At 73.2% G+C, this 20960-nt stretch carries 25 protein-coding genes; 14 read left to right on the top strand and 11 right to left on the bottom strand.

Annotated features, from left to right (window positions below):
* The first annotated feature begins 351 nt into the window (after positions 1–351).
* The gene (locus IE118_RS07535; protein WP_189556681.1) at positions 352–1893 is read left to right on the top strand and encodes a hypothetical protein; all 1542 of its coding nucleotides are present in this window, start codon (positions 352–354) and stop codon (positions 1891–1893) included.
* Here the strand turns inward: IE118_RS07535 and IE118_RS07530 are convergent.
* On the bottom strand, positions 1886–2416 hold the full coding sequence (locus IE118_RS07530) for a hypothetical protein (RefSeq protein WP_189556679.1): 531 nt from the start codon (positions 2414–2416) through the stop codon (positions 1886–1888). The genes IE118_RS07535 and IE118_RS07530 overlap by 8 nt on opposite strands.
* A 190-nt stretch (positions 2417–2606) precedes the next feature.
* Here IE118_RS07530 and IE118_RS34850 point away from each other — a divergent pair, with 190 nt between their 5' ends.
* On the top strand, positions 2607–2759 hold the full coding sequence (locus IE118_RS34850; RefSeq protein WP_491591196.1) for a hypothetical protein: 153 nt from the start codon (positions 2607–2609) through the stop codon (positions 2757–2759).
* A 158-nt stretch (positions 2760–2917) separates the two neighbouring features.
* Here the strand turns inward: IE118_RS34850 and IE118_RS07525 are convergent, their stop codons facing one another.
* On the bottom strand, positions 2918–3775 hold the full coding sequence (locus tag IE118_RS07525) for an alpha/beta fold hydrolase (protein ID WP_189556677.1): 858 nt from the start codon (positions 3773–3775) through the stop codon (positions 2918–2920).
* Positions 3776–3889: 114 nt separating this feature from the next.
* On the opposite strand from IE118_RS07525, the gene IE118_RS07520 reads away from it, so the two are divergent.
* The gene (locus IE118_RS07520; RefSeq protein WP_189556676.1) at positions 3890–4492 is read left to right on the top strand and encodes a TetR/AcrR family transcriptional regulator; all 603 of its coding nucleotides are present in this window, start codon (positions 3890–3892) and stop codon (positions 4490–4492) included.
* A 51-nt stretch (positions 4493–4543) separates the two neighbouring features.
* On the opposite strand, the gene IE118_RS07515 is transcribed toward IE118_RS07520, so the two are convergent.
* Positions 4544–6139, bottom strand: a complete 1596-nt coding sequence (locus tag IE118_RS07515; RefSeq protein WP_189556674.1) for an MFS transporter — start codon at positions 6137–6139, stop codon at positions 4544–4546.
* A gap of 109 nt (positions 6140–6248) precedes the next feature.
* Between IE118_RS07515 and IE118_RS07510 the strand changes: the two genes are divergently transcribed.
* Positions 6249–6848: a helix-turn-helix domain-containing protein gene (locus IE118_RS07510; protein WP_189556672.1), complete on the top strand. Its 600-nt coding sequence runs from the start codon at positions 6249–6251 to the stop codon at positions 6846–6848.
* 74 nt (positions 6849–6922) lie between these two features.
* Here IE118_RS07510 and IE118_RS07505 read toward each other — a convergent pair whose 3' ends face one another.
* Together IE118_RS07505 and IE118_RS07500 are read right to left on the bottom strand one after the other, a co-directional pair.
* On the bottom strand, positions 6923–7762 hold the full coding sequence (locus tag IE118_RS07505) for an endonuclease/exonuclease/phosphatase family protein (protein ID WP_189556670.1): 840 nt from the start codon (positions 7760–7762) through the stop codon (positions 6923–6925).
* A gap of 152 nt (positions 7763–7914) precedes the next feature.
* Complete coding sequence (locus tag IE118_RS07500) at positions 7915–8781, bottom strand: SCO4651 family lipoprotein (protein ID WP_189556669.1); 867 nt, start codon at positions 8779–8781, stop codon at positions 7915–7917.
* 221 nt (positions 8782–9002) lie between these two features.
* Between IE118_RS07500 and IE118_RS07495 the strand changes: the two genes are divergently transcribed.
* Positions 9003–9542 carry a GNAT family N-acetyltransferase gene (locus tag IE118_RS07495; RefSeq protein WP_189556667.1) on the top strand — a complete coding sequence of 180 codons (540 nt, stop codon included), beginning with the start codon at positions 9003–9005 and terminating at the stop codon, positions 9540–9542.
* A gap of 134 nt (positions 9543–9676) precedes the next feature.
* On the opposite strand, the gene gap is transcribed toward IE118_RS07495, so the two are convergent.
* Complete coding sequence (gene gap / locus IE118_RS07490) at positions 9677–10675, bottom strand: type I glyceraldehyde-3-phosphate dehydrogenase (protein ID WP_189556665.1); 999 nt, start codon at positions 10673–10675, stop codon at positions 9677–9679.
* 105 nt (positions 10676–10780) lie between these two features.
* A complete protein-coding gene (locus tag IE118_RS07485) occupies positions 10781–11737 on the bottom strand; it encodes a GlxA family transcriptional regulator (protein WP_189556664.1) in 957 nt (318 codons plus the stop codon).
* 576 nt (positions 11738–12313) lie between these two features.
* On the opposite strand from IE118_RS07485, the gene IE118_RS07480 reads away from it, so the two are divergent.
* From IE118_RS07480 to IE118_RS07465, 4 genes are all read left to right on the top strand, one after another.
* Positions 12314–12940, top strand: coding sequence for a class I SAM-dependent methyltransferase (locus IE118_RS07480; RefSeq protein WP_189556661.1), 627 nt, complete (start codon positions 12314–12316; stop codon positions 12938–12940).
* Positions 12941–12967: 27 nt separating this feature from the next.
* On the top strand, positions 12968–13468 hold the full coding sequence (locus IE118_RS07475; RefSeq protein ID WP_189556659.1) for a DinB family protein: 501 nt from the start codon (positions 12968–12970) through the stop codon (positions 13466–13468).
* Between the two features lie 345 nt (positions 13469–13813).
* Positions 13814–14332, top strand: coding sequence for a lytic polysaccharide monooxygenase auxiliary activity family 9 protein (locus tag IE118_RS07470; RefSeq protein ID WP_189556657.1), 519 nt, complete (start codon positions 13814–13816; stop codon positions 14330–14332).
* A 194-nt stretch (positions 14333–14526) separates the two neighbouring features.
* Positions 14527–15426 (top strand): NAD-dependent protein deacetylase, encoded by a 900-nt coding sequence (locus IE118_RS07465; RefSeq protein ID WP_189556655.1) that lies wholly within the window; start codon positions 14527–14529, stop codon positions 15424–15426.
* A 125-nt stretch (positions 15427–15551) separates the two neighbouring features.
* Here IE118_RS07465 and IE118_RS07460 read toward each other — a convergent pair whose 3' ends face one another.
* From IE118_RS07460 to IE118_RS07450, 3 genes are all read right to left on the bottom strand, one after another.
* Entirely contained in the window at positions 15552–16037 is a 486-nt protein-coding gene (locus tag IE118_RS07460) for a VOC family protein (RefSeq protein ID WP_189556653.1), read from the bottom strand.
* A 111-nt stretch (positions 16038–16148) separates the two neighbouring features.
* Entirely contained in the window at positions 16149–16304 is a 156-nt protein-coding gene (locus IE118_RS07455) for a hypothetical protein (RefSeq protein WP_189556651.1), read from the bottom strand.
* Between the two features lie 140 nt (positions 16305–16444).
* Positions 16445–16816 (bottom strand): winged helix-turn-helix transcriptional regulator, encoded by a 372-nt coding sequence (locus tag IE118_RS07450; protein WP_189556649.1) that lies wholly within the window; start codon positions 16814–16816, stop codon positions 16445–16447.
* A 79-nt stretch (positions 16817–16895) separates the two neighbouring features.
* Between IE118_RS07450 and IE118_RS07445 the strand changes: the two genes are divergently transcribed.
* The 5 genes from IE118_RS07445 (at position 16896) to IE118_RS07425 (ending at position 19400) form a co-directional block, all read left to right on the top strand.
* A complete protein-coding gene (locus IE118_RS07445; RefSeq protein ID WP_189556647.1) occupies positions 16896–17306 on the top strand; it encodes a RidA family protein in 411 nt (136 codons plus the stop codon).
* 130 nt (positions 17307–17436) lie between these two features.
* Positions 17437–17796 (top strand): hypothetical protein, encoded by a 360-nt coding sequence (locus tag IE118_RS07440; RefSeq protein ID WP_189556645.1) that lies wholly within the window; start codon positions 17437–17439, stop codon positions 17794–17796.
* Positions 17793–18407, top strand: a complete 615-nt coding sequence (locus IE118_RS07435) for a class F sortase (RefSeq protein ID WP_189556643.1) — start codon at positions 17793–17795, stop codon at positions 18405–18407. Before IE118_RS07440 ends, IE118_RS07435 begins: the two co-directional genes overlap by 4 nt.
* Before the next feature lie 98 nt (positions 18408–18505).
* Positions 18506–18997 (top strand): RNA polymerase sigma factor, encoded by a 492-nt coding sequence (locus IE118_RS07430; protein WP_189556641.1) that lies wholly within the window; start codon positions 18506–18508, stop codon positions 18995–18997.
* Positions 18981–19400, top strand: a complete 420-nt coding sequence (locus IE118_RS07425; RefSeq protein ID WP_189556639.1) for a superantigen-like protein SSL4 — start codon at positions 18981–18983, stop codon at positions 19398–19400. Before IE118_RS07430 ends, IE118_RS07425 begins: the two co-directional genes overlap by 17 nt.
* A 109-nt stretch (positions 19401–19509) precedes the next feature.
* Here IE118_RS07425 and IE118_RS07420 read toward each other — a convergent pair whose 3' ends face one another.
* Positions 19510–20949, bottom strand: coding sequence for a GH1 family beta-glucosidase (locus tag IE118_RS07420; protein WP_189556638.1), 1440 nt, complete (start codon positions 20947–20949; stop codon positions 19510–19512).
* Positions 20950–20960: the final 11 nt, after the last annotated feature.

The following is a 20960-nucleotide window of genomic DNA, read 5'->3' as shown; positions in this document are numbered from 1 at the left end:
CCCCGAGAGGTCCCCGGTCGGCTCCCGAGGTAGGCCCGGATGCCGCTCAGGGTGGCGTCCCGTGCCCGCTCGGGCATGACCAGTACCCCCAGGCGGGCGGCGAGGGTCGCGACGACGGAGTCGGCCGGCGGGTGCTGTCCGTGCGGGAAGGGCCCCTGCTCCGGCGAGCCGAACCGGGCGGCTCCGCCGGTTTTCGGGCGGTACGTGCCGGCAGTCCCGGCACACCGGGTGGTGGGTGTCGCGGGGCCGAGGGCCGCGCCGCCACCGGCCCGAGCGAGTCCGGCGATCCACTCGACACAGCAACCCCGAAAATCAGCGGCCGTTCGGCTGCGCGCCGGTCACTATGTGCGCATGGACCATGTACGGTGCGGGCTCGCCGTGAACCCGGCTCTCCCTCTCGAGCTGGTCGACCGGCTCATCACGGTCGCGGACGAGGACATCGCCGGGAGCCTCGCGGAGCGAGTGGATCTCCGCCACGAACAGGCCGTCGCGCTGGCCGCCCGGGTCGGGGAAGCCGCTGAACGGCTGTGCCGCAATGGGGTGTTGACGGCAGCGGATATTGATCCCGCCACTGCGCCGGAGGCCGCGCTCGCGCTGCTCGACGAAGGCACCGGTCCTGAGGAGTGGGCTCGGCACTTCGCCGCGGATCCGGACCCGGAGCGGAGGATGAAGCTCGCTGCCTGCCCCGGACTCCCGTCCGGCGTACGGAAGGTGCTGGCCGCCGACCCGGACGTGCGGGTGGTCGCGGAGCTCGCGCTGTGGACGACGCCGGACACGGCCGCTCGGCTCGCACGACACCGGCATGCCGAGGTCAGGCGGGCGGTGGCGGCCAACGAGTCGACGCCGGCGCGTGTACTGACGGCGCTGGTCACCGGCGAGGGACTGCCCCCTGCCGACCGGTGCTCGGTCTGTGACGGTGAAGTGACGCCTTCCGCACACGGGGAGCGGTGCGACTGCTGTCCACGGCCCGGCGCCTTCTGCACGGGCTCGCACGAATCCACCGTCCGGGAGACCATCGAGGCGGCCCTGGGCAACCCCGCCACTCCTGCCGCAACCGTCGTCCGTTTCGCCACCGGTGCCTCGGTGGTGCTGCGTTACGGGCTGGCGGCCCGCTCCGGTCTTCCGCGGGAAACAGCGGCTCGGCTCGCCCAGGACGCCCTGCCCGGCGTGCGGGCCGAACTGGCCGCGAACCCGGCGATCGGCGAGCCCCTGATGCGTGCGCTGGCGGCCGATCCTTTTACCGAAGTACGGCGTGGTGTCGCGCACAATCCCCTTGTCCCCCTTGATGTGCTCTGCGGCCTGGCCGGTACCGTCAGGATCGGTCCGACGTTGCTGCCGAGGATCGCGGCCGCTGCTCCGGTCGAGGTCGACGCCCTCGCCGCATCGCCGAACCCGGCCATGCGCATGTTCCTGGCCGAACGCCGCGATCTACCGGCCGCGATCCGTGACGCGCTCGCCGACGACCCGGACGCGAAGGTGGTCAAGTCCGTCGCACCCCACCCCGGGCTGTCGGAGAAGCAGTTGCGCGGCATGGTCGTACGGCACGGGACGCAGGTCGTCGCGAGAGTGGCGGCCAACCCGGACGCCTCACCGCTGTTGCTGGAGCAACTGGCCGCACACGACCCGCCGGTGCCAAAGGCGTTGCGCGAGATCGCACGGCACCGCCACGCTTCCGGCGCGGCGCTCCTCGCCTGCCTGACGGACGCGCGGGCACGCGCCACGGCTGCCGGGCATCCGTCCCTCCCACCGCCGGTCGTCGCCGCACTGCTCTCCGACGACGACTGGCGGGTCGTGGAAGCGGCCGCGGCCAACCCGTCGCTGCCGCCCACCATGATGGAGCGGCTGGTGACGGACCCGGACGTGGGCCGGTGGGCGGGTGGGGTGGTCACTTGATCAGGGCGTTGGCTCCGATGATGACCAGGCCGATGAACATGTCCCCGGTTCCTGCCCGGAGGGACGCCGGCCAGCCGCGTCCCGCGCGGCGCGCCGTCCACGCTCCCCCGACCGCGAGGACCACCGTGTTGAACAGCAGGGCGGCGTTCACGGCGTCGCTCTCCGTCCACCAGGACGGCACGGCGGTCAGCAGGAACACGACGGTGGGGACGGCCGCGGCGACGACGGGCCACTCGGCGAGCATGGCGCGCAGCCCCACCCGCAGACCGCTGTCGTCCGCCGACATCCGATGGGCGAGGACGTGGGCGTAGCCGTGGGCGGCCGCGGCGGCGACGGCGGTGAACAGGACCCACACCGCGTCCGATCCCGGGTCGGTCTGCTCGTCCGGGGAATCGAGGGCCGCCGCGAGCGCACTGGCCAGGACGAGTCCGTAGACGCCGCTGAGCAGTCGGGGTTCCGGCAGGAGTCGGGCCCTCGGCCCCGGGGCGGCGGGCTGCGGGTCATGGGCGGCGGGATCGTGCATCGCTGCGGCCTCCGGGGGCGGAAAGGGCAGTACGGCATTACGTTGGGCGGGCGGAGGTCCGGCCTGCTGAGCCGTGTTCCTCTCTCACCTTCTGTGACTCGCGGAGGCAACGCCCAATCCTGGGGACTGCTCCATTCACCTGACCTGCGGGAAGCCGTGCGAGTCGCGGGGCCGGGCCTCCCACGGAACAATGGGGCATCTGCCGGATGCCGGTTCGACCGCGGACGAGCGTGGCCCCGCGGCCGATGTCACAAAGGAGACGCCCATGTCCTCGAAGAGGCGCAGGAAGAAGAAGTCGCGGCGCAAGCACCCGTCGAACCACGGGAAGCGGCCGCAGTCCTGAGCGTCGGGTCCCCTACCCGATCGGGGACGGGACGCGGGGTGCGCCCGGCGACGGCGGTGACGTCGTCGGCGGGCGCACCCCGTCCGCGCGGGCCCGAGGACGGGCGGTGTCGCCTCGCCCCGGGCCGGACGGAGGCGGGGCGTCCGCCTGGTGCGGCGTCAGGCCGGTGGGCGGGCGCCCGGGTCATGGGCGGTGAGGAAGTCCCTGATCTCCGCGACGACGCGGGCGGGCGCGTCCTCCATGAGGAAGTGGCCGGCCTCCGGCACGGTGACCAGGGTCGCGCCGGGGATGGCAGCACTGAGCCGCTGGGCGTAGTGGAGGGGCTGCCACCGGTCCTGCTCGCCCCACAGGATGCGCACGGGCACGGTGAGGCCCGCCAGCCGGCCGCTGATCTCCTCGGTGTACTTCGCGTCGTAGTGGCGCACTTGGTGCTCGAAGAAGGAGACGCGCCCCAGGGGGGACGCGTGGGGCGCCAGGTACGCCCGGAGAACGTCGCCGGTCATGAGTGACTCGTCGGCGACGGTCATGGTGAGCTGGCGGGTCAGCAGTGCGTCGAACGCGTCCTGGGACATGCCCGCACGGTCGTCGAGCTTCTCGTCGATGATCCGCCGCCAGGTCGCGGAGGGCCACGAGTCGAAGCTCACCGAGTCGATGAGCAGCAGCCGCCGCACGCGCCCCGGGTGGGCGACGGCGAAGCGCAGGCCGATGGCTCCGCCGATGTCGTGCGCGACGATGTCGGCCCGGTCGATGTCCAGCGCGTCGAGGAGGTGTCCCAGGAGGTCGGTCTGGGCGGCGACCGACGTGTCGCGGTCCACGGGACGCTCGGAGAGGCCGTACCCCAGCAGGTCGTAGGCCACGGTCCGGAAGCCGTCCGCCTCGATGTGCGGCACGACGTCCCGCCATTCGTAGGCGTGCGAGGGCGTCCCGTGGAGGAAGACCACGGGCGGGCCCTCTCCCCGGTCCCGGTAGGCGAGGCGCACCCCGTCGACGACGAGGTGGTCGGTGAGGAGAGTCATGGGCGCTCCCTGGGGGTGCGGGACGGCTCGGCGGACACGGTCGGGGAGGCACGCCGGCCCACCCGCTCCGCTACACTAGGTAGACCAGTCTACCTAATCGAGTCGGGGTGTGTGATGGGTGAAGGAGAGCGGCCACCGGCCGCCGGGAGGCGGCGGCCGGCCCGGGAGCGGGTCCTCGCCGCGGCGGCGCGGCGTTTCTACGCCGACGGCATCACCGCGACGGGCATCGACACCATCACCGCCGAGGCCGGGGTGGCGAAGATGAGCCTGTACAACAACTTCTCCTCCAAGGCGGATCTCGTCCTGTCCTACCTGGAGGCCCGGCACCAGGAGTGGCTGACGCGGTACCGCTCGCGCCTGGAGGGCAGCGACGACCCGCGGGACGGCGTGCTGGCCGTGTTCGACACCTACATCGACAGCGCCGAAGCGGTCCGCGAGGACGCCTTCCGCGGATGCGGACTGCTCAACGCCGCCGCGGAGCTGCCCGTCGGTGACGAGGGACGGACACGGGTGCGCCGACACAAGGAGGAGGTCGAACGTCTGATCGCCGCCCACGTCGACGCGTTGCTGCCCGGTCGTCCCGACGCCGCTCGCGACACGGCGGAACATCTGGCCTTCCTCCTGGAGGGGGCCATGGTGCGTGCCGGGCTGGAGGGCGACAGCGGTCGTCTGCGGCACGCCCGCGTGCTGGCGGCCCGTCTGCTGGAGCGGTGCTGACGGAGCCGCCTTTCGCACCGGCTCCGGGACGAGGGCGGGAGCACCGGCGGCTCAGCGTTCCGCGGACACCCCGACGGCCGGGTCGCCGTCGCCGCCCGGCAGCGGGGCGGGCTCCTTTCGCCCGCGCAGGGCGAGGAAACCGAACAGGGCCGCCATGACGGCCACGCCCGCCCACATGGCCTGCTGCCAGCCGTCGACGAAGGACTGCTCGGCGGCGCGGATCAGCTGCCCCGCGTGGGAGCCACCGGCGGGTGCCGCCTCGACGGCGCCCGCGATCCCTCCCCGGGCGGCGTCCGCGACATCGGCGGGCACACCGTCGAGCCTGCCCTCGACGGAGTCGCGGTAGCCGGCCGACAGCAGCGCGCCGAGCAGGGCGACACCGAGCGCGGTGCCGAACTCGCGGGTCACGTCGTTCAGGGCGGAGGCGACTCCCTGCTTCCCGCTCGGCAGCGACGCGGTGATGGCCTCGGTGGACGGGGTCATCGACAGCCCCATGCCGATCCCCATGGCGAGCATGCCGGGCAGGACCGTCACATAGCCGCCGTCCGCGGAGACGAACAGGGCCATGAGCGCGAGGCCGGTGCCGCCCAGCGCCACGCCCGTCATCGTCGTCCGCCGGGCACCGATGCCCGCGGCGATCCGGGGGGCCAGGCCGGACATCAGCATCATCACCACGGCCATGGGCATCAGGGCCAGCGTGGCCGGCAGCCCGGACCAGCCGAGCACCGCCTGGAGGAACGGGAACAGCACCACGGCGATGCCCGCCTGGACACCGAAGACCACCAGCAGCGTGACCGAACCGTCGGCCAGGCCGCGCTCCCGGAACAGCCGCACGTCCAGGAGGGAGGCGTCACGGCGGTGCCGCTCCCAGGCCACGAAGCCGGCCGCCGCGGCCAGTCCGCCCGCGACTGCGACCAGGGTCGCCGGGGCGGTCCAGCCCTTCTCCGGTCCCTCCTGGAGGGCGAAGATGAGGCCGACCACGGCCACCGCGGAGGTCAGCGCGCCCACGGTGTCGAAGGGGCGGGCGGAGCTCTCGCGCGAGTCGGGGACCGACTTCAGCGTCATCGCCAGGGCCACGGCGACCAGGACCACGGGCAGGAGGAACAGCCACCGCCAGTCCGCGACATCGACCAGCAGGGCGGAGAGGAACATGCCCAGGATGCCGCCGCCCCCGGCGACACCGGTCCACACGCCGATCGCCCTGCCGCGCTGCTCCTCGGGGAAGGTCGAGGTGATGACGGCCAGGGTGATCGGCATGATCATCGCGGCACCGATGCCGCCGACCACGCGCGCCGCCAGCATCACCTCGGCGGTCGGGGCGAGTCCGGCCGCGGCACCGGCGACGCCGAAGACCACCAGACCCGCGACCAGCACCGGCTTGCGGCCCAGGCGGTCACCGATCGCGCCGAGCGGCAGCAGCAGGGCCGCCAGGGTCAAGGTGTAGATGTTGATGATCCACAGGACCGTGCCGTGCGACACGCCGAACTCGACGGCCAGGTGGGTCTGGGCGACGTTCAGCCCCGACACCGAGGCGATGACCGCCATCAGGGCCACCGACACCGCGACCAGGACGGCGCGCAGCGTGCGTGCGTCCGGTGCGTCCTGATCGGGTGCGGGGGCCGGACATGCGGGCTCGTTCGTACTCATGGGTTCTCCTGCCAAGGCGTGGAAGTGCGGGCGGGACGGCTCGGGAGCGGCCCCTGCCCGCACGGCTCATGCGGGCGAACGTAGCCGCGTGTTGCCCTTCGGGCATACGATGTTGCGCATGACGCAAGATGATGGCGAGCTGGACAGCCTCGTACGCAAACGCATCCGCGCGCTGCGGGTCGCCCAGGGCTGGTCACTGGAGGAACTGGCCGCGCGTGCCAACGTCAGCCAGTCGACGCTCAGCCGGATCGAGAACGGGCAGCGGCGTCTCGCACTGGATCAGCTGGTCACGCTCGCCCGCGCCCTGGACACGACGCTGGACCAGCTGGTGGAGACCGCCGCGGACGACGTCGTCACCAGCCCGATGATCGACGCCGCCCACGGACTGATGCGGTGGCCCGTGAAGGGCGACCCGGGCATGACCGTCGTACGCCAGCGCATGACCGTGCCGCCGCCGGACAACCCGGCCCGCATGCGCGCCCACCCGGGCCGCGAATGGCTGGTCGTCCTGTCCGGGACCGCGGTGCTCATGCTGGGACACAAGCGCTTCCGCGTGGAGACGAACCAGGCCGCCGAGTTCCCCACCATGCTTCCGCACGCCATCGGTGCCGAGGGCGGCCCCTGCGAGATCCTCGGCATCTTCGACCGCGACGCCCGTCGTGGCCACCAGCGCGACGGCACCCCGGGCGCCGGCCCGCCCGCTCCCTGACCCGTCACCGCCGGACGGCCGGCACCACGGACACGAACGGGCCGGCGGCTGCCGTCAGGACCCCGGACCGTACGTCACGTCACGTCGACGTCGGAGTGCAGCACATGGTGGTCCGAGTGCGGGCTCTGCCGTACCCGGTGGCCGAGGGAGGTGACGCCGCGCAGGAAGACGTAGTCGAACTTGCTCTGCCAGTCGGTGGTCGGCGCGCAGGCGCCGGCCTGCGCGGGACGGCAGCCGGGGTCGGTGTCCTCGGCCAGCGCCCAGATGGGTGTGAGCTCAGGAGTGTCCGGAACGGCGTTGAAGTCGCCGAGCACGATGGCGCGGTCGTGCCGGGCGATCTCCGCGGCGATCACGGCGGTCTGTTCGGCCCGCACCGCTTCCTGCCGGCGTTGCGCGAGGTGGGTGTTGAAGACCCGGACGGGCCGGTCGTCCACGAGGGTGGTGACGGCCATGAAGCCGCGGTCCTCGGAGCCGCCGTCGGGGTACTCGACGTTCACGTGGTCGGTCATCGGCTCCGCGGAGAGGATCGCCTGTCCGTAACCCCCGGGGTTCCACGGCACTCCCCCGCAGCGGCCCCAGTTCTGCAGCACCGTGCCGTACTCGACGTGGTAGTCCAGCCCGTAGAGGTTCTCCAGATGGTCCCGGACCCGTTCGACGTCGCGCCGGCAGGCCTCCTGCAGTCCGACGACCTGGGGGGCCAACTCCGCTATCTCCGCCGCACGGTCGGCGTTGCCCCGGCCACAGGGGTTGCAGATGTTCCAGGTCATCACGCGGTTCGGCACGAAGTCACGGGCGGTGCCCACGGGCATCGGACCGGCGGACAGAGACCCGTCCGGCGCGCTCGGCCCGAGGAGCACCATGCAGGCCACGACCACCGCGCCCGCGAGCAACCGCGTGCCCCGTTCGAACACCATCGCCTCCCAGTGTCACTCCCCACGGTAACCGACGACTTCCCGCACGAGCCGAGGGGGCGGTGAGGTGAGGTGGCCGCACCGTCCGTGCCCACGGACACCACCCGCGACACGAGCGGCCACCCTCGACGGGTGGCCGCTCGTGTCGTCGCGGTCTAGCTCTGTCGCCCGCTGCCCTGCAGCGCCTTGTCCGTCATGTCCGTCACCTGGCCGGCCGGCGGGGCCTCGGCGTCGACGTCGGTGCCGAAGTCCGTGAACTGCATGACCGTGCTCATCTTGAGCTGCTGGGGTGCCGAACCGTCGCCGGGCTTCGCCGAGGCGGAAGCCGTGTTCTTGACGGTCATGTCGATCTGCTGGCGGCGGAGCCGCCCCTCGTCGTCGAGCCAGACCTGCATCGGCAGCGTGGGGCCGAGCTGTTCACGCATCCGGTCGCCACCCGGCAGCTCGGCCACGTCCACGGAGACCCGGTAGTGCGTGGTGTCCACGCCGTCGATCTTCTCGGTGCCGACCTCGGTGACGTCCTTGTCGGTGATCGCCCTGGCGAAGGCCGCGGTCTGGGCCGGGTCGCCGAACTGCTGGTTGCCGACGCCCTGCTGAGCGGCGACCTTCTCAAGGTCGATCTTGATCCAGGGCTTGCCGCCCTGCGTCTTCTGACCCGGGGCCTTCTGGTAGAGCATCTGGTCGACCACACGCTGCTCCAGGCTCTCGCCCTCGGCCGTGATGGTCATGACGCTGTCGCCCTCCGCCAGATCGAGGACACCCTCACCCTCCGACGTGACCGTCCTGCCGTCCGCGGCGAGCTGCGTCCTGACCTTCATCCGCGCCGACTCGGCTTCGGCCGTCCTGTCGTACGCCGCCCGCACCGCCTTCGTGCCCTGCTCGCGCTCCTGGGCCTTCCCGCTCGCCGCCGACGACTTGCCGTCGCTCTGCGGCTCACTGTCTCCCCCGCATCCCGTCAGGACGACGCTCCCCATGACGGCGGCGATCGCGATCGTGCCGGCCTTCATCCCCGTGCGACGCATGCCCTTTCCCCTCTCCTCAACGGGCCCTGCCCGACTGCTTCGTGACTGCGGTCGGTGATCCGTGTGCCCCGGAGGAGCGGCCGATCACCCTGTGGGACGCGCTGGTTGAGATCGTGGCCTTCGCTGTCCGGATGTCACGGAACGCGACGGCCGACCCGTCCGCCGTCCGGTGACGGAGAAATCGTTTGCCGCCCGGCGGACCCGTCGGATAGGAAACCCCCATGCTCAAGGGGAAACTGGTCGGGCTGAGGGCCCGGCACGAGGACGACATACCGATCCTGCGGGCCGAGCTCTACGACGACGTGGTGAACGGCTCACGGTCGGAGGCCAGGCCGTGGCGGCCGATCACACCCGGTTCACAGGACCCGCGACTCGTGGTCGACGACGAGGAGCACGGGCGTGTTCCCTTCTCCGTGGTGGAGTCGGAGGGTGGCACGCTGGTCGGCACGGCCACGCTGTGGGGCATCGACACGCACAGCCGGTCCGCGCACATCGGGCTGGGGCTGCTGCCGTCGTCGCGTGGCAAGGGCTACGGCACCGACGTGGTCGCGGTGCTCTGCCATTACGGTTTCGTCGTGCGCGGACTGCACCGGCTGCAGATCGAGACGCTGGCCGACAACACCGCGATGCTGCGCTCCGCCGAGCGCAACGGCTTCGTCCGTGAGGGCGTGCTGCGCAGGTCGGCCTGGGTGCTCGGTGAGTTCCTCGACGAGGTAGTGCTCGGACTCCTCGCCGAGGAGTGGGAGCCGGCTGCACGGTAGGCGGGGAGGGACCGGAGCAGCCGGTTTCCCGGTGGGCGGCGACGGGCCGGGGCCGGCGGCACCGTCCGCGCGAGGGTGCCGACGGAGTCACCGGCCCGCGAGGGGTGCGCGCCGCCGGACCGGCCGGGGCCGGTTCAGCGGGCGGCGAGCAGTTCCAGGGTGTCGATCACCCGGTTGGAGAAGCCCCACTCGTTGTCGTACCAGGCGACCACCTTGACGTGCCGGCCGTCCACCCGGGTGAGGTCCGCGTCGAAGATCGACGACGCCGGGTTGCCGGTGATGTCGGACGACACCAGCGGGTCCTCCGAGTACTCGAGCACTCCCGCGAGCGGCCCCTGCGCGGCGGCCCGGTAGGCCTCCAGCACCTCCTCGCGCGTGACGTCCCGCGTGACGGTGGTGTTGAGCTCGACGATCGAGCCCACGGGGACCGGCACGCGGATCGAGTCACCCGACAGCTTGCCGTCGAGGCCGGGCAGCACCAGGCCGATCGCCTTGGCGGCGCCCGTGGTCGTCGGCACGATGTTGACGGCGGCGGCGCGGGCCCGGCGGGCGTCGCGGTGCGGACCGTCCTGGAGGTTCTGCTCCTGGGTGTAGGCGTGCACCGTCGTCATGAAGCCGTGCTCGATGCCGGCGAGGCCGTCGAGTACCGCGGCCAGCGGCGCGAGCGCGTTCGTCGTGCACGAGGCGTTGGAGACGATCCTGTGCAGGTCGGGGTCGTAGGCGTCGTTGTTCACGCCGTACGCCAGGGTGACGTCGGCGCCGTCCGACGGCGCGCCGACCAGGACCCGGGTGGCTCCCGCGTCGAGGTGGGCCCGGGCGGCCTTGGCGGAGGTGAAGCGGCCGGTGGCTTCCAGCACGATGTCCACGCCGAGTTCGGCCCACGGCAGCCGGGCCGGCTCCCGCTCGGCGAGGACCGTGATGCGGCGGCCGTCGACGACGAGAGCGTTCCCGTCGACGGTGACCGGTCGGCCGAGCCGGCCGGCGGTCGTGTCGTAGGCGAGCAGTCGCGCCGAAGTGGCCGGATCCGCGAGGTCGTTGATGGCCACGACCTCCAAGGTGCTGTCGCGCTCCAGGAGCGCACGCAGCACGTTGCGTCCGATGCGGCCGAACCCGTTGATGGCGATACGCGTCATGTGTGGTGTCCCTTCGTCCACAGCCAGCATCGCGCTCGGCCCGCGGGCGTGGCAGCGGCATGATCGCCACGGTTCGAAAGGATCGCGCCAGGGCGTGCCGCCCGCTCATTCGCCCCGGGCGAAGGTGCGCCGGTACTCGCTCGGTGTGGTGCCGAGGATGCGCTGGAAGTGCAGGCGCAGATTGGCCCCGGTGCCCAGGCCGACGTCGGCGGCGATCTGCTCGACGCCCAGCTGCGAGCGCTCCAGCAGCTCGCGGGCGGCGTCGATGCGGGCGCGCATCACCCACTGCATGGGTGTGTAGCCGGTGTCCTCGACGAAGCGGCGCGAGAACGTGCGCGGCGAGACCGCCGCGTGCCCGGCGAGCGCGCCGAGGGTGAGGGGTTCGCCGAGCCGGCGCAGTGCCCACTCACGGGTGGCGGCGAACCGCTCCCCGAGCTGCTCGGGCACGCTGCGCGGCACGTACTGGGCCTGGCCGCCACTGCGGTAGGGCGCCGCGACCAGGCGCCGGGCGGCGTGGTTGGACGCGGCCACGCCCAGGTCGCCGCGCAGGATGTGCAGACACAGGTCGATGCCGGAGGCGGCGCCGGCCGAGGTCAGCACACTGCCCTCGTCGACGAACAGCACGTTCTCGTCGACGCGGACCGACGGGTGCTTGGCCGCCAGGGCCCTGGTGTAGTGCCAGTGGGTCGTGGCACGCCTGCCGTCCAGCAGACCGGTGGCGGCCAGCGCGAAGGCGCCGGTGGAGATGGCCGCGAGCCGTGCGCCCCGCCGATGGGCGGCGAGCAGCGCCTCGACGACGGCCCGCGGCGGGTCCTCGCGGTCCGGGAACCGGTAGCCGGGGACGAAGACGATGTCGGCCCACTCCAGGGCCTCTAGGCCCTGGGCGACGTGGTACGAGAGGCCGTCGCCCCCGGCGACCGGTCCGGGAGCAGCACCGCACACCCGCACCTCGTACGGCATGCTCGCCCGGGTCGTGAACACCTGGGCGGGGATGCCGACGTCGAGCGGCTTGGCGCCTTCGGACACGAGGACGGCGACGCGACGGAGGCGGGGAGCTGACACGGGGGAAGCGTAGGCGAACCGCGTGCGGGAACGCCGTCGTGGGCCGTTCCCCGAAGGGTGCCCCCACCTGCCCGAGCCGTCTTCACTCGCCCGGATCAACCGGCGCTGTCCGCGGGCGGCGCACGATCCGCGTCCCGACCTCGCCGCGACCGGCACGCATACGCCGACCGCCGTCCTCGGCGGCACCCGCGACCCTCGCCGTCGCCGGGGCACGGCTCTCGTGGTCCGCTCCCGCCGCCTCCGCCGCGGCCGTTCGCCCCGATACCGTCCGGCTCGTGTGATCGGCTGCCCGCTCCCCGTGCGACCGCACCGGTGAGCGGCGGCCGGAGGGCGCGTCCCCTCCGCGTCCCGCCCTCGCCGCGACCGGCATGTACACGCCGACCGCCGTACTCGGCGGCGCCCGGTCTCCCCGGGCCGGCCCGCTCCCACCACCGGCGGGCGGCCGGCCTCCCCGCGGCCGAACCCGGCGCGGCCGCCGGCCCTTCCTGCGTCTTGCCATAACGGCAAGCTCGCGTGCCGGTTTCCGGGAGTCCGGGCGAGACTCGGATTCCCGATCCCCGGCTGAAGGAGTCCTCGATGGGTACCACCGATGCGGTCACGTTCTGGGACGGCGTCCACGCGAACCGTCCCGCGGCCACCGATCCACGGCCGAACACGCGTCTCACCGAGGTGGTCGGCGGCCTGACGCCCGGCGAGGCGCTGGACCTCGGCTGCGGCGCCGGGGGTGACGCCCTGTGGCTCGCCCGCCGGGGCTGGCAGGTCACGGCGGTCGACGTGTCGTCCGTGGCGGTCGAGCGTCTCACCGGGCTGGCCGCAGCGCACGGCGTGGACGACCTGATCACCGCCCGGCGGCACGACCTGGAGGCGTCCTTCCCGGCCGGCTCGTTCGACCTGGTCTGCGCCCACTACCTGCACACCCCGCTCGGCCTGGACCGGGCACGCGTGCTGCGCGCGGCGGCGCACGGCCTGCGGCCGGGTGGGCGCCTGCTCGTCGTCGACCACGGCTCGACCGCCCCGTGGTCGTGGAACCAGGACCCCGGTGTCCGGTACCCCTCGCCGCGGGAGGTCGCCGCCGACCTGGCCCTGGCCCCGGACATGTGGACGGTCGAGCGGGCCGACGCGCCGCGCCGGACGGCGACCGGGCCGGACGGGCGGTCCGCCGAGGTCACCGACCACGTCCTGATCGTCCGTCGCACCGCTTGAGCCGTGGACACCCCACGAGGAGGCACCATGTCCGCCACCCCGCGTCACGGACGCCGCCGGGACACCCCGCCGCCGCGCACCGGGAGCAGTGAGGCCGAGGTCCTGCGCGGCTTCCTCGGTTACCTCCGCACGTCGATCCGCGCGAAGGTGGAGGGAGCCCCCGAACCGCAGGTCCGCACGGCGTCGGTGCCGTCGGGCACCAACCTGCTGGGGCTGCTCCATCACCTCACCTTCGTCGAGCGGGCGACGTTCCTCGGGGAACGGGTCACCGACTGGCAGAGCACCTTCCGGGCCGCCGACGACGACAGCGTGGCCGATGTGGTCGCCCGCTACCGGGAGGCGGTGGCCCGGGCCGACGACGTGCTCGACGGATGCCCCGACCTCGCGGCGCCGCTGCCGCGGTCCCGGCCGGACAGCCCTGCGCCCAGCGTCCGTTGGGCGCTCACCCACATGATCGAGGAGACCGGGCGCCACGCCGGACACGCGGACGTGCTGAGGGAGCTCATCGACGGAACGACCGGACGCTGACCCCCTGCGGACGGGTCTTCCGGGTACGGCGTCACGGTCGCCCCGGCCGGCGGGCCGCCGGAGGCACCACACCGGGCGGAACGGCACAACTGTGCCGTTCCGCACCACCCTTGACACGGTCACGCCCACCGCTTGTATGGTCTAGGCCAACAGAACTCGTCGCTCCGCTTAGGGAGTTGATCCTTCGCGGGCCCCGACCACTTCCCCGCGAGGACGGCGAGCGCGCGCCACCTTCGCGCCTCCTGGCCCCACCCACGAGCGGTCGCCCTGCCGCGTGCGGTCTCCCCCCTGCACCATCCACGACCACGCGCGCCCGGGGACGATCCGATGTGAAGGAGTTCCCCCATGCGTACCAGCAAGAAGACCGCCGCGCTGATCGGCGCGGCTCTCGCCCCCGTGGTCGCCGTCAGTCTCCCCGCGTCGTCGGCGAGCGCGCACGGCTACATATCCGACCCGCCCAGCCGGCAGGCCCAGTGCGCCGCCGGCACCGTCTCCTGCGGCGACATCACCTACGAACCGCAGAGCGTCGAGGGGCCCAAGGGCCTGACCGGTTGCAGCGGCGGCAACAGCCGCTTCGCCGAACTGGACGACGACAGCAAGGGCTGGACGGTCACGCCGGTCGCCGCGACCACGACGTTCTCCTGGCGGCTCACCGCCCAGCACGCCACCAGCACCTGGGAGTACTACGCCGGCGGCCGCCGGATCGCGCAGTTCGACGACGGCGGCGCCAAGCCCGGTGCGGTCGTCGACCACCAGGTCGACTTCGGCGGCCTGACCGGGAAGCAGAAGGTGCTGGCCGTGTGGAACGTGGCCGACACGACCAACGCGTTCTACGCCTGCATCGACGTCAACGTGGGCGGCTGACCACAGGACCGCGGCGGGACCCGGCAACGGGCTCCCCCTCCCGGGCCCCGCCGCGGCACACCCCTCGCGCACGGCGCCGGAGCGCCGGACGGGCCCCGCGCCTCCCGCCCTCCGGGCGCAGTGCGTCCGGCTGTCCGGGCGGCCGGGCCCCGCGGGCACGGCGGGCGGGGCGGCCGGTTCCGTACCCTGGCGGCATGCGCATGCGCCCCACCCTGAGCTGGACCCCGGCCGACGACCTGCCGCCGGGCACCACGGACCTGGCCCCGGTCGCCGACGTGCTGGACGCCGGTGGCGTGCTGGTGCTCAGCGGGGCGGGCATCTCCACCGAGTCGGGCATCCCCGACTACCGGGGCGAGGGCGGCAGCCTGAGCCGGCACACCCCGATGACCTACCAGGACTTCACCGGCAGCCCGCAGGCGCGCCGCCGGTACTGGGCCCGCAGCCACCTCGGCTGGCGCACCTTCGGCCGGGCCCGCCCGAACGCCGGGCACCGGGCCGTGGCCGCGTTCGGGCGGCACGGACTGCTCCGCGGAGTGATCACCCAGAACGTCGACGGGCTGCACCGGGCCGCCGGCAGCGAGGGCGTGGTGGAGCTCCACGGGGGCCTGGACCGGGTCGTCTGCCTGTCCTGCGGTGCCTTCAGCCCGCGGGCCGCGCTCGCGGCGCGGCTCGAGGAGGCCAACCCGGGTTTCGCGCCGACGGCGGCCGGCATCAATCCCGACGGTGACGCCGACCTCACCGACGAGCAGGTCGGCGACTTCCGCGTGGTGCCCTGCACGGTGTGCGGCGGCGTCCTCAAACCGGACGTGGTGTTCTTCGGGGAGAACGTGCCGCCGCAGCGGGTGGAGCAGTGCCGCGCACTGGTCCGTGAGGCGTCCTCGCTGCTGGTCCTCGGCTCCTCGCTGACGGTGATGTCCGGGCTGCGGTTCGTCCGCCAGGCCGCCGAGGCGGGCAAGCCCGTACTGATCGTCAACCGGGACCCCACCCGTGGCGACCGGCATGCCCGCACGAGGATCGCGCTGCCGCTGGGTGCCGCGCTCACCGCGGTGGCCGACCGGCTGGACGTTCCCTTCGAGGACGGGACGGCGGCCTGAGGGGGCGGGCTCGCCGGAGCGCCCGGCCGGCCTTCACACGTGCGCGAGGAGCGTGAGGCGCGCCGGCCCGTGGGCCGGCGCCCGCACGGTCCGGCGGTCCGGTGCCCGTACGGTCGGTGGTCCGGTCATCCGGCGGCGGCCAGACGTCGCCGGAGTTCCTCCTCCGTCACGTCCTCCAGATGGGTCAGGAAGACCCACATGTGGCCCTGCGGGTCCTTGAGGATGACGGTGCGGTCCCCGTGGAACATGTCCGTCGGCGGCTGGAGGATCTCCGCGCCGGCGGCCTCCGCGCGCTTGGCCAGGCCGTCCACGTCGGGCACGAAGACGTGCAGTGTGACGGACGTGCCCCCGCCGAGGGAGGCCGGTGCGGCGAAGGAACCCGCCTCCGCCTCCTCCACACTGGCGTCCCCCAGCATCAGCACCGACCGGCCGATGGTGATCTCGGCGTGCAGGATCCCGCCGCCCGGAGCGTCGATGCGGAAGTCCTCGCGCGCGCCGAACGCCCGCCGGTAGAAGTCGATCGCCGCCGCGGCGTCGTCGACCATGATGTGCGGGATCACGGCATAGCGGTAACGCTCGGGAATGTCGGTGTGAGCTGTGCGCTCGCCCATGACGAACCTCCTCGGAAGGGCACCGCCGGTCGGTCCGCGCGGCCTGTCACGAACGTAGAAGCTCAAGTCCGGTTCAGGTCAAGGACGGTCCGTGCCGCGCGCCCGGAGAGGTCAGCCGAGCAGCACCCAGAGCAGCAGGAGGAAGAGCAGGCCGAACACGAACAGAGCGGGCGCCCCGAGGATCAGGGCGACGATCCCCCACCGGGTCCGCCCCGCCGGAACTGCCGTCTCCGCCCGCCGCGTCGTCCCGTGCCGCGTCGCGCTCATGTGCCCACTCCCGTCCCAGGCCTGCCGTCACGGACCGATTCTGCCAGTCGACGACCGGCAGGGGGCCGTGAACAGCGCTGTCAGTAACGCGACTTGAGGGTTCCCGGCACGAACCTCACGTCAGGGAACAGAGCTCGCGGTCATGCGAGGTCGAAGGCCCGGCGGGCGCGTTCGATCTCGGGCATGTGGGCGGCGGCCCATTCCAGCAGCACTTCGACCGGCGGCCGCATGGTCTTGCCCAGCGGGGTGATCCGGTACTCGACGGCGACGGGCCGGGAGCTGAGGAGCGCGCGCTCGACGATGCCGTTGCGTTCGAGCCGCCGCAGCGTCGCGGTGAGCGACTTCTGGGTCACCGCGGGGATGGCGCGGCGCAGGTCGTTGAAGCGGCAGGGCCGTTCGCAGAGTTCGTTGAGGACGCTCAGCGACCACTTGTCCAGCACCTGGTCGAGGAGCTCGCGGTGAGGGTGAGCGATCTCGAACCTGTCCTCGGGGCCCTGCGGGGTATCCGGCACGATACGTGGTCTCCTTGAAGTGTCCTTCGTGTACCAGGTAGCAAAGGTATACCTGTTCGGCTCACACGAGGAGACCTCGATGCCCGTCCGTCGTTTCACCCCCGAAGGCATGCTGCGCCCCACGCCCTACGAGCACGTCGCCGTCGGCACCGGCACGCGTCACGTGCACGTCAGCGGGCAGATCGCCCGCTCGGCGGACGGATCCCCGCTCGCCCCCGGCGACCTCGCGGGGCAGGTCGCCCACGCCCTGCGGAACACCGCGACGGGTCTGGCCGGCGCGGGCGCCTCGTTCGACGACGTGCTGCGGCTGACGTTCTACGTGACCGACTGGGCGCCCGAGAAGATCGGCGCGTTCATGGCGGGCGTCGAACAGGTGGCGGAGGAGATCGGGCTCGCGGTGCCGCTTCCTCCGTCGTCGCTGATCGGCGTGGACCACCTCTTCGAGCCCGATGTGCTGGTCGAGGTGGAGGCGACCGCCATCCTCGACTGAGTCCGGCGTCGGCGACGGCCCGGCTTTGCCTTCTCTTTACAACCCGGGTGGTGGCTGCCTCGTCTCTCCGCACGATCCATTCCCCAGCCCGCCGGGTCACCGTGCGGGCGGACCGAGAAGAGAGCGATCCATGCGCCGAACTGTCCTGAGCGCCGTGGCACTTGCCTGTACCGCTGTGCTGGCGAGCGCCATGCCCGCCTTCGCCGACGACCCCTCCCCCGTTCCCGACACGGCGGTGTCCCCCAGCGCGTCGCCGGCCCCCGTCGCCGAGACGGAACCGAGCCCGGTCCCCGCCGAGAGCGGCGACCCGGCCCCGGCGGAGGACACCGGCGGGGTCACCGTCGTGCCCAGCGGCGCGCCCGACACCGGTGCCGCCCCGGCGGAGGAGTCCGCGAGCGACGGCCTCCTCGTCGGCGGCGGTGCCGCCGCGGTGCTGGCCGCCGGTGGCGCGGCCGTCTTCCTGGTACGCCGGCGGGCGACCGGGGAATGAGGCCGCTCTCCAGGCGTGTCTTCGCCGTCGGGGCCGCGGCGGCCCTCCTGGCCGGCTGCGGCGGCGGACACCGGGCCCGGCCCTCCGCCACCGGACGCCCCCGGGACGCGGCCTCGGCCGCGCTCCCGTCCGCGGCACCGGCGCGGGTCCTCGGGCGTTCGGTGCCGGTCCGGCTCCAGATCCCCGCCATCGGGGTCGACACCCCGGTGATGCGGCTGGGGCTGGCCCCGGACCGCAGTGTCGAGGTGCCACCGCTCACGGCCGACGACCGGGCCGGCTGGTACCGGCACTCGCCGACGCCCGGTCAGCGCGGTCCGTCGGTCCTCCTCGGGCACGTCACGGTCGGCGTCCACGGGGACGGCGTCTTCCGTCACCTCGTGCGGCTGCGCCGGGGTGACCGGATCACGGCACGCCTGGAGAACGGCACGGCGGCGGCGTTCACCGTCGGTTCGGTCCGCACGGTCGCCAAGGCCGACTTCCCGACGGAAGCGGTCTACGGCGACGTCGACCGTCCGGAGCTGCGGCTCATCACCTGCGGCGGCCCGCGCGAGGGGGACGAGTACCGCGACAACGTGATCGTGTTCGCCACGCTGAGCGCCACGACGTCCTGACCCGCCGCCGGGGCCCCGGGCCGGCGCGCCGTGCGCCGGCCCGGGACCCTTCCACGAGCGGTACCGCGACACCGGTACCGCCACGACCATGGAGAACCTTGAAACGGTCCCGCGAGCAGGCAGCGTCCGAGCTGTTCGCCGCCCTCTATCCGCGCCTCGCCGGCTGGTGCCGCCGGCTGGTCGACGACGACGAGACGGCCCACGAGATCGCCTCGGAGGCGTTCACCCGGCTGTGGTCGCGCTGGACCTCTGTGGCGGAACCCCGGGGCTTCCTCTACGTCACCGCGGCCAACCTGGTCCGGGACCACTGGCGCAGACTCGAACGTGAGCGCAGGGCCGTGCACCGGGCCGGCACCGAGGCCGCCGTCCGGCCGCACACCGAGCCGTCCGACCCGTCCGTACGCCTGCTCGTGCAGTCCCTGCCGGAACGGCTGCGCGTGCCGATCCTGCTGCACTACTACGCTGACATGCCGGTCCGGGAGGTGTCCGCCCTGACCGGACGCAAGGAAGGGACCGTCAAGGCCGATCTCCACGCGGCCCGGGAGTTGCTCCGTGCCCACCTGAGGAGAAGTCTTGATCACACACTCTGACGAGGGTCCGGAGTTCGCACCCGACGATCCCCTCGCCGTCATCCTGCGGCCCACGTCCGACCACCTCGGCCCGCCCGCCGGGCGGTTCGAGGCGATCCGTCGCGGGGCGGCCCGGCGCAGGCGGTTGCGGGCCGTGGTCGGTGTCGGCCTGGCGTGCGCCGTCGCCGCGCTCGTCGCCCTGCCGCTGCGGGACGCGGCGGACGCCGGCCGGCCCGTCTCCCCCACGGTGCCGCTGGCCCCTCCCCCGGTGCGTGAGTCGCCCTCCCCGGCGCCGAGCGCACCGGTGTCACCGGAGCCCGCCGAGTCGCCGCCCGGCCGGCCGGCCGCGACGGACGGCCCCGGCACGACGCCCAGCAGCCGGGTCGTCCCCACTCCCGCGACGATGGTGACGGACTCGCCGTAACCCCCGCGAGGAAGAGCCTGATCGCCCGTCCCCGTCCAGGAAGAAGTCCGCCTCCGTCCCCGCGACTCGCGGGGACGGAGGCGGATTGCGGGGCAGCGCCCCGGGGAGGTCAGGCGCCGGGCAGAACCCCGCTGCGGGCGACCTCGGAGTACCAGCGTGCGCTGGCCTTGGGGATGCGGGTTCCGGTCGGGTAGTCCACGTAGACGGCGCCGAAGCGCTTGCTGTAGCCGTGGGCCCACTCGAAGTTGTCCAGCAGCGACCACAGGAAATAGCCGCGCACGTCGGAGCCGTCCAGGATGGCCTGGTGGACGGCGGCCAGATGACCCCGTACGTAGGCGATGCGGCCGGGGTCGTTGACGTTGCCGGAGGGGTCGGCGTAGTCGTCGAACGCCGCGCCGTTCTCGGTGATGACCAGCGGCAGCCGCGGGAAGTCGGCGGACAGCCGGCGCAGCAGGTCGTACAGGCCGCTGGGGTCGACGGCCCAGCCCATGGCGGTGGTGTCGCCGGGCGGCTGGTGGAAGGCGACCCCGTCGGCGCCCGGCCAGGGGCTGTGGGAACTGTTGCCGTGTCCGTCCGAGGTGTGGGTGCCGCTGCCGTCGGCCTCGGAGACGACGGTCGGCGTGTAGTAGTTGACGCCGAGGAAGTCCAGCGGCTGGTGGATGAGCTGGAGGTCGCCGTCGCGCACGAAGGACCAGTCGGTCAGTTCCGCGGTGTCCTTCAGCAGGTCCTCCGGGTAGGCGCCCTGCAGCATCGGGCCGGTGAAGACCCGGTTGGCGAGGGCGTCGATGCGGCGGGCCGCGTCCGCGTCGGCGTCGCTGCCGGTGAGCGGGCGGACGTGGTGGATGTTGAGGGTGACCGAGCACTGGGCGGCGGCGGGGAGGCGGTCGCGCAGCGCCCGCACGGCGAGGCCGTGGGCGAGGTTGAGGTGGTGGGCGGCGCGCAGGGCGGCGACGGGATCGGTGCGGCCCGGGGCGTGGACTCCGGAGCCGTAGCCGAGGAAGGCGCTGCACCAGGGCTCGTTCAGGGTGGTCCAGGTCTTCACCCGGTCACCGAGCGCGTCCGCGGCGAGGGCCGCGTACTCGGCGAACCGCTCCGCCGTGACCCGCTCGGGCCAGCCTCCCGCGTCCTCCAGTTCCTGCGGCAGGTCCCAGTGGTAGAGGGTGGCGACGGGCTGGATCCCCTTGGCCAGCAGGTCGTCGACGAGACGCCGGTAGAAGTCCAGGCCCTTCTGCACGGCCGGGCCCCGGCCGGTGGGCTGGATGCGGGGCCAGGCGAGGGAGAACCGGTAGGCGTCCAGGCCCAGTTCGGCCATCAGGGCGACGTCCTCGCGCCAGCGGTGGTAGTGGTCGGTGGCGGTGTCCCCGGTGTCGCCGTTGCGGACCCGGCCGGGGGTGCGGGCGTAGGTGTCCCAGATGGACGGCGTACGTCCGTCCTCGGCAGCGGCCCCCTCGATCTGGTAGGAGGCGGTGGCCGAGCCCCAGAGGAAGCCCTTGGGGAAGGTACGGGCGGCGTCCGGGGCGGACGCGCTCTGCTGTGCTGCGGTGACCACGTAAGTCCTTT

Origin of the sequence: Streptomyces pilosus, assembly GCF_014649835.1 — a bacterium.
In the GTDB taxonomy this organism is placed as follows: domain Bacteria; phylum Actinomycetota; class Actinomycetes; order Streptomycetales; family Streptomycetaceae; genus Streptomyces; species Streptomyces pilosus.
Note: the sequence above shows the minus strand (reverse complement) of the source record. Positions and strands in the feature narration are given on the sequence as shown.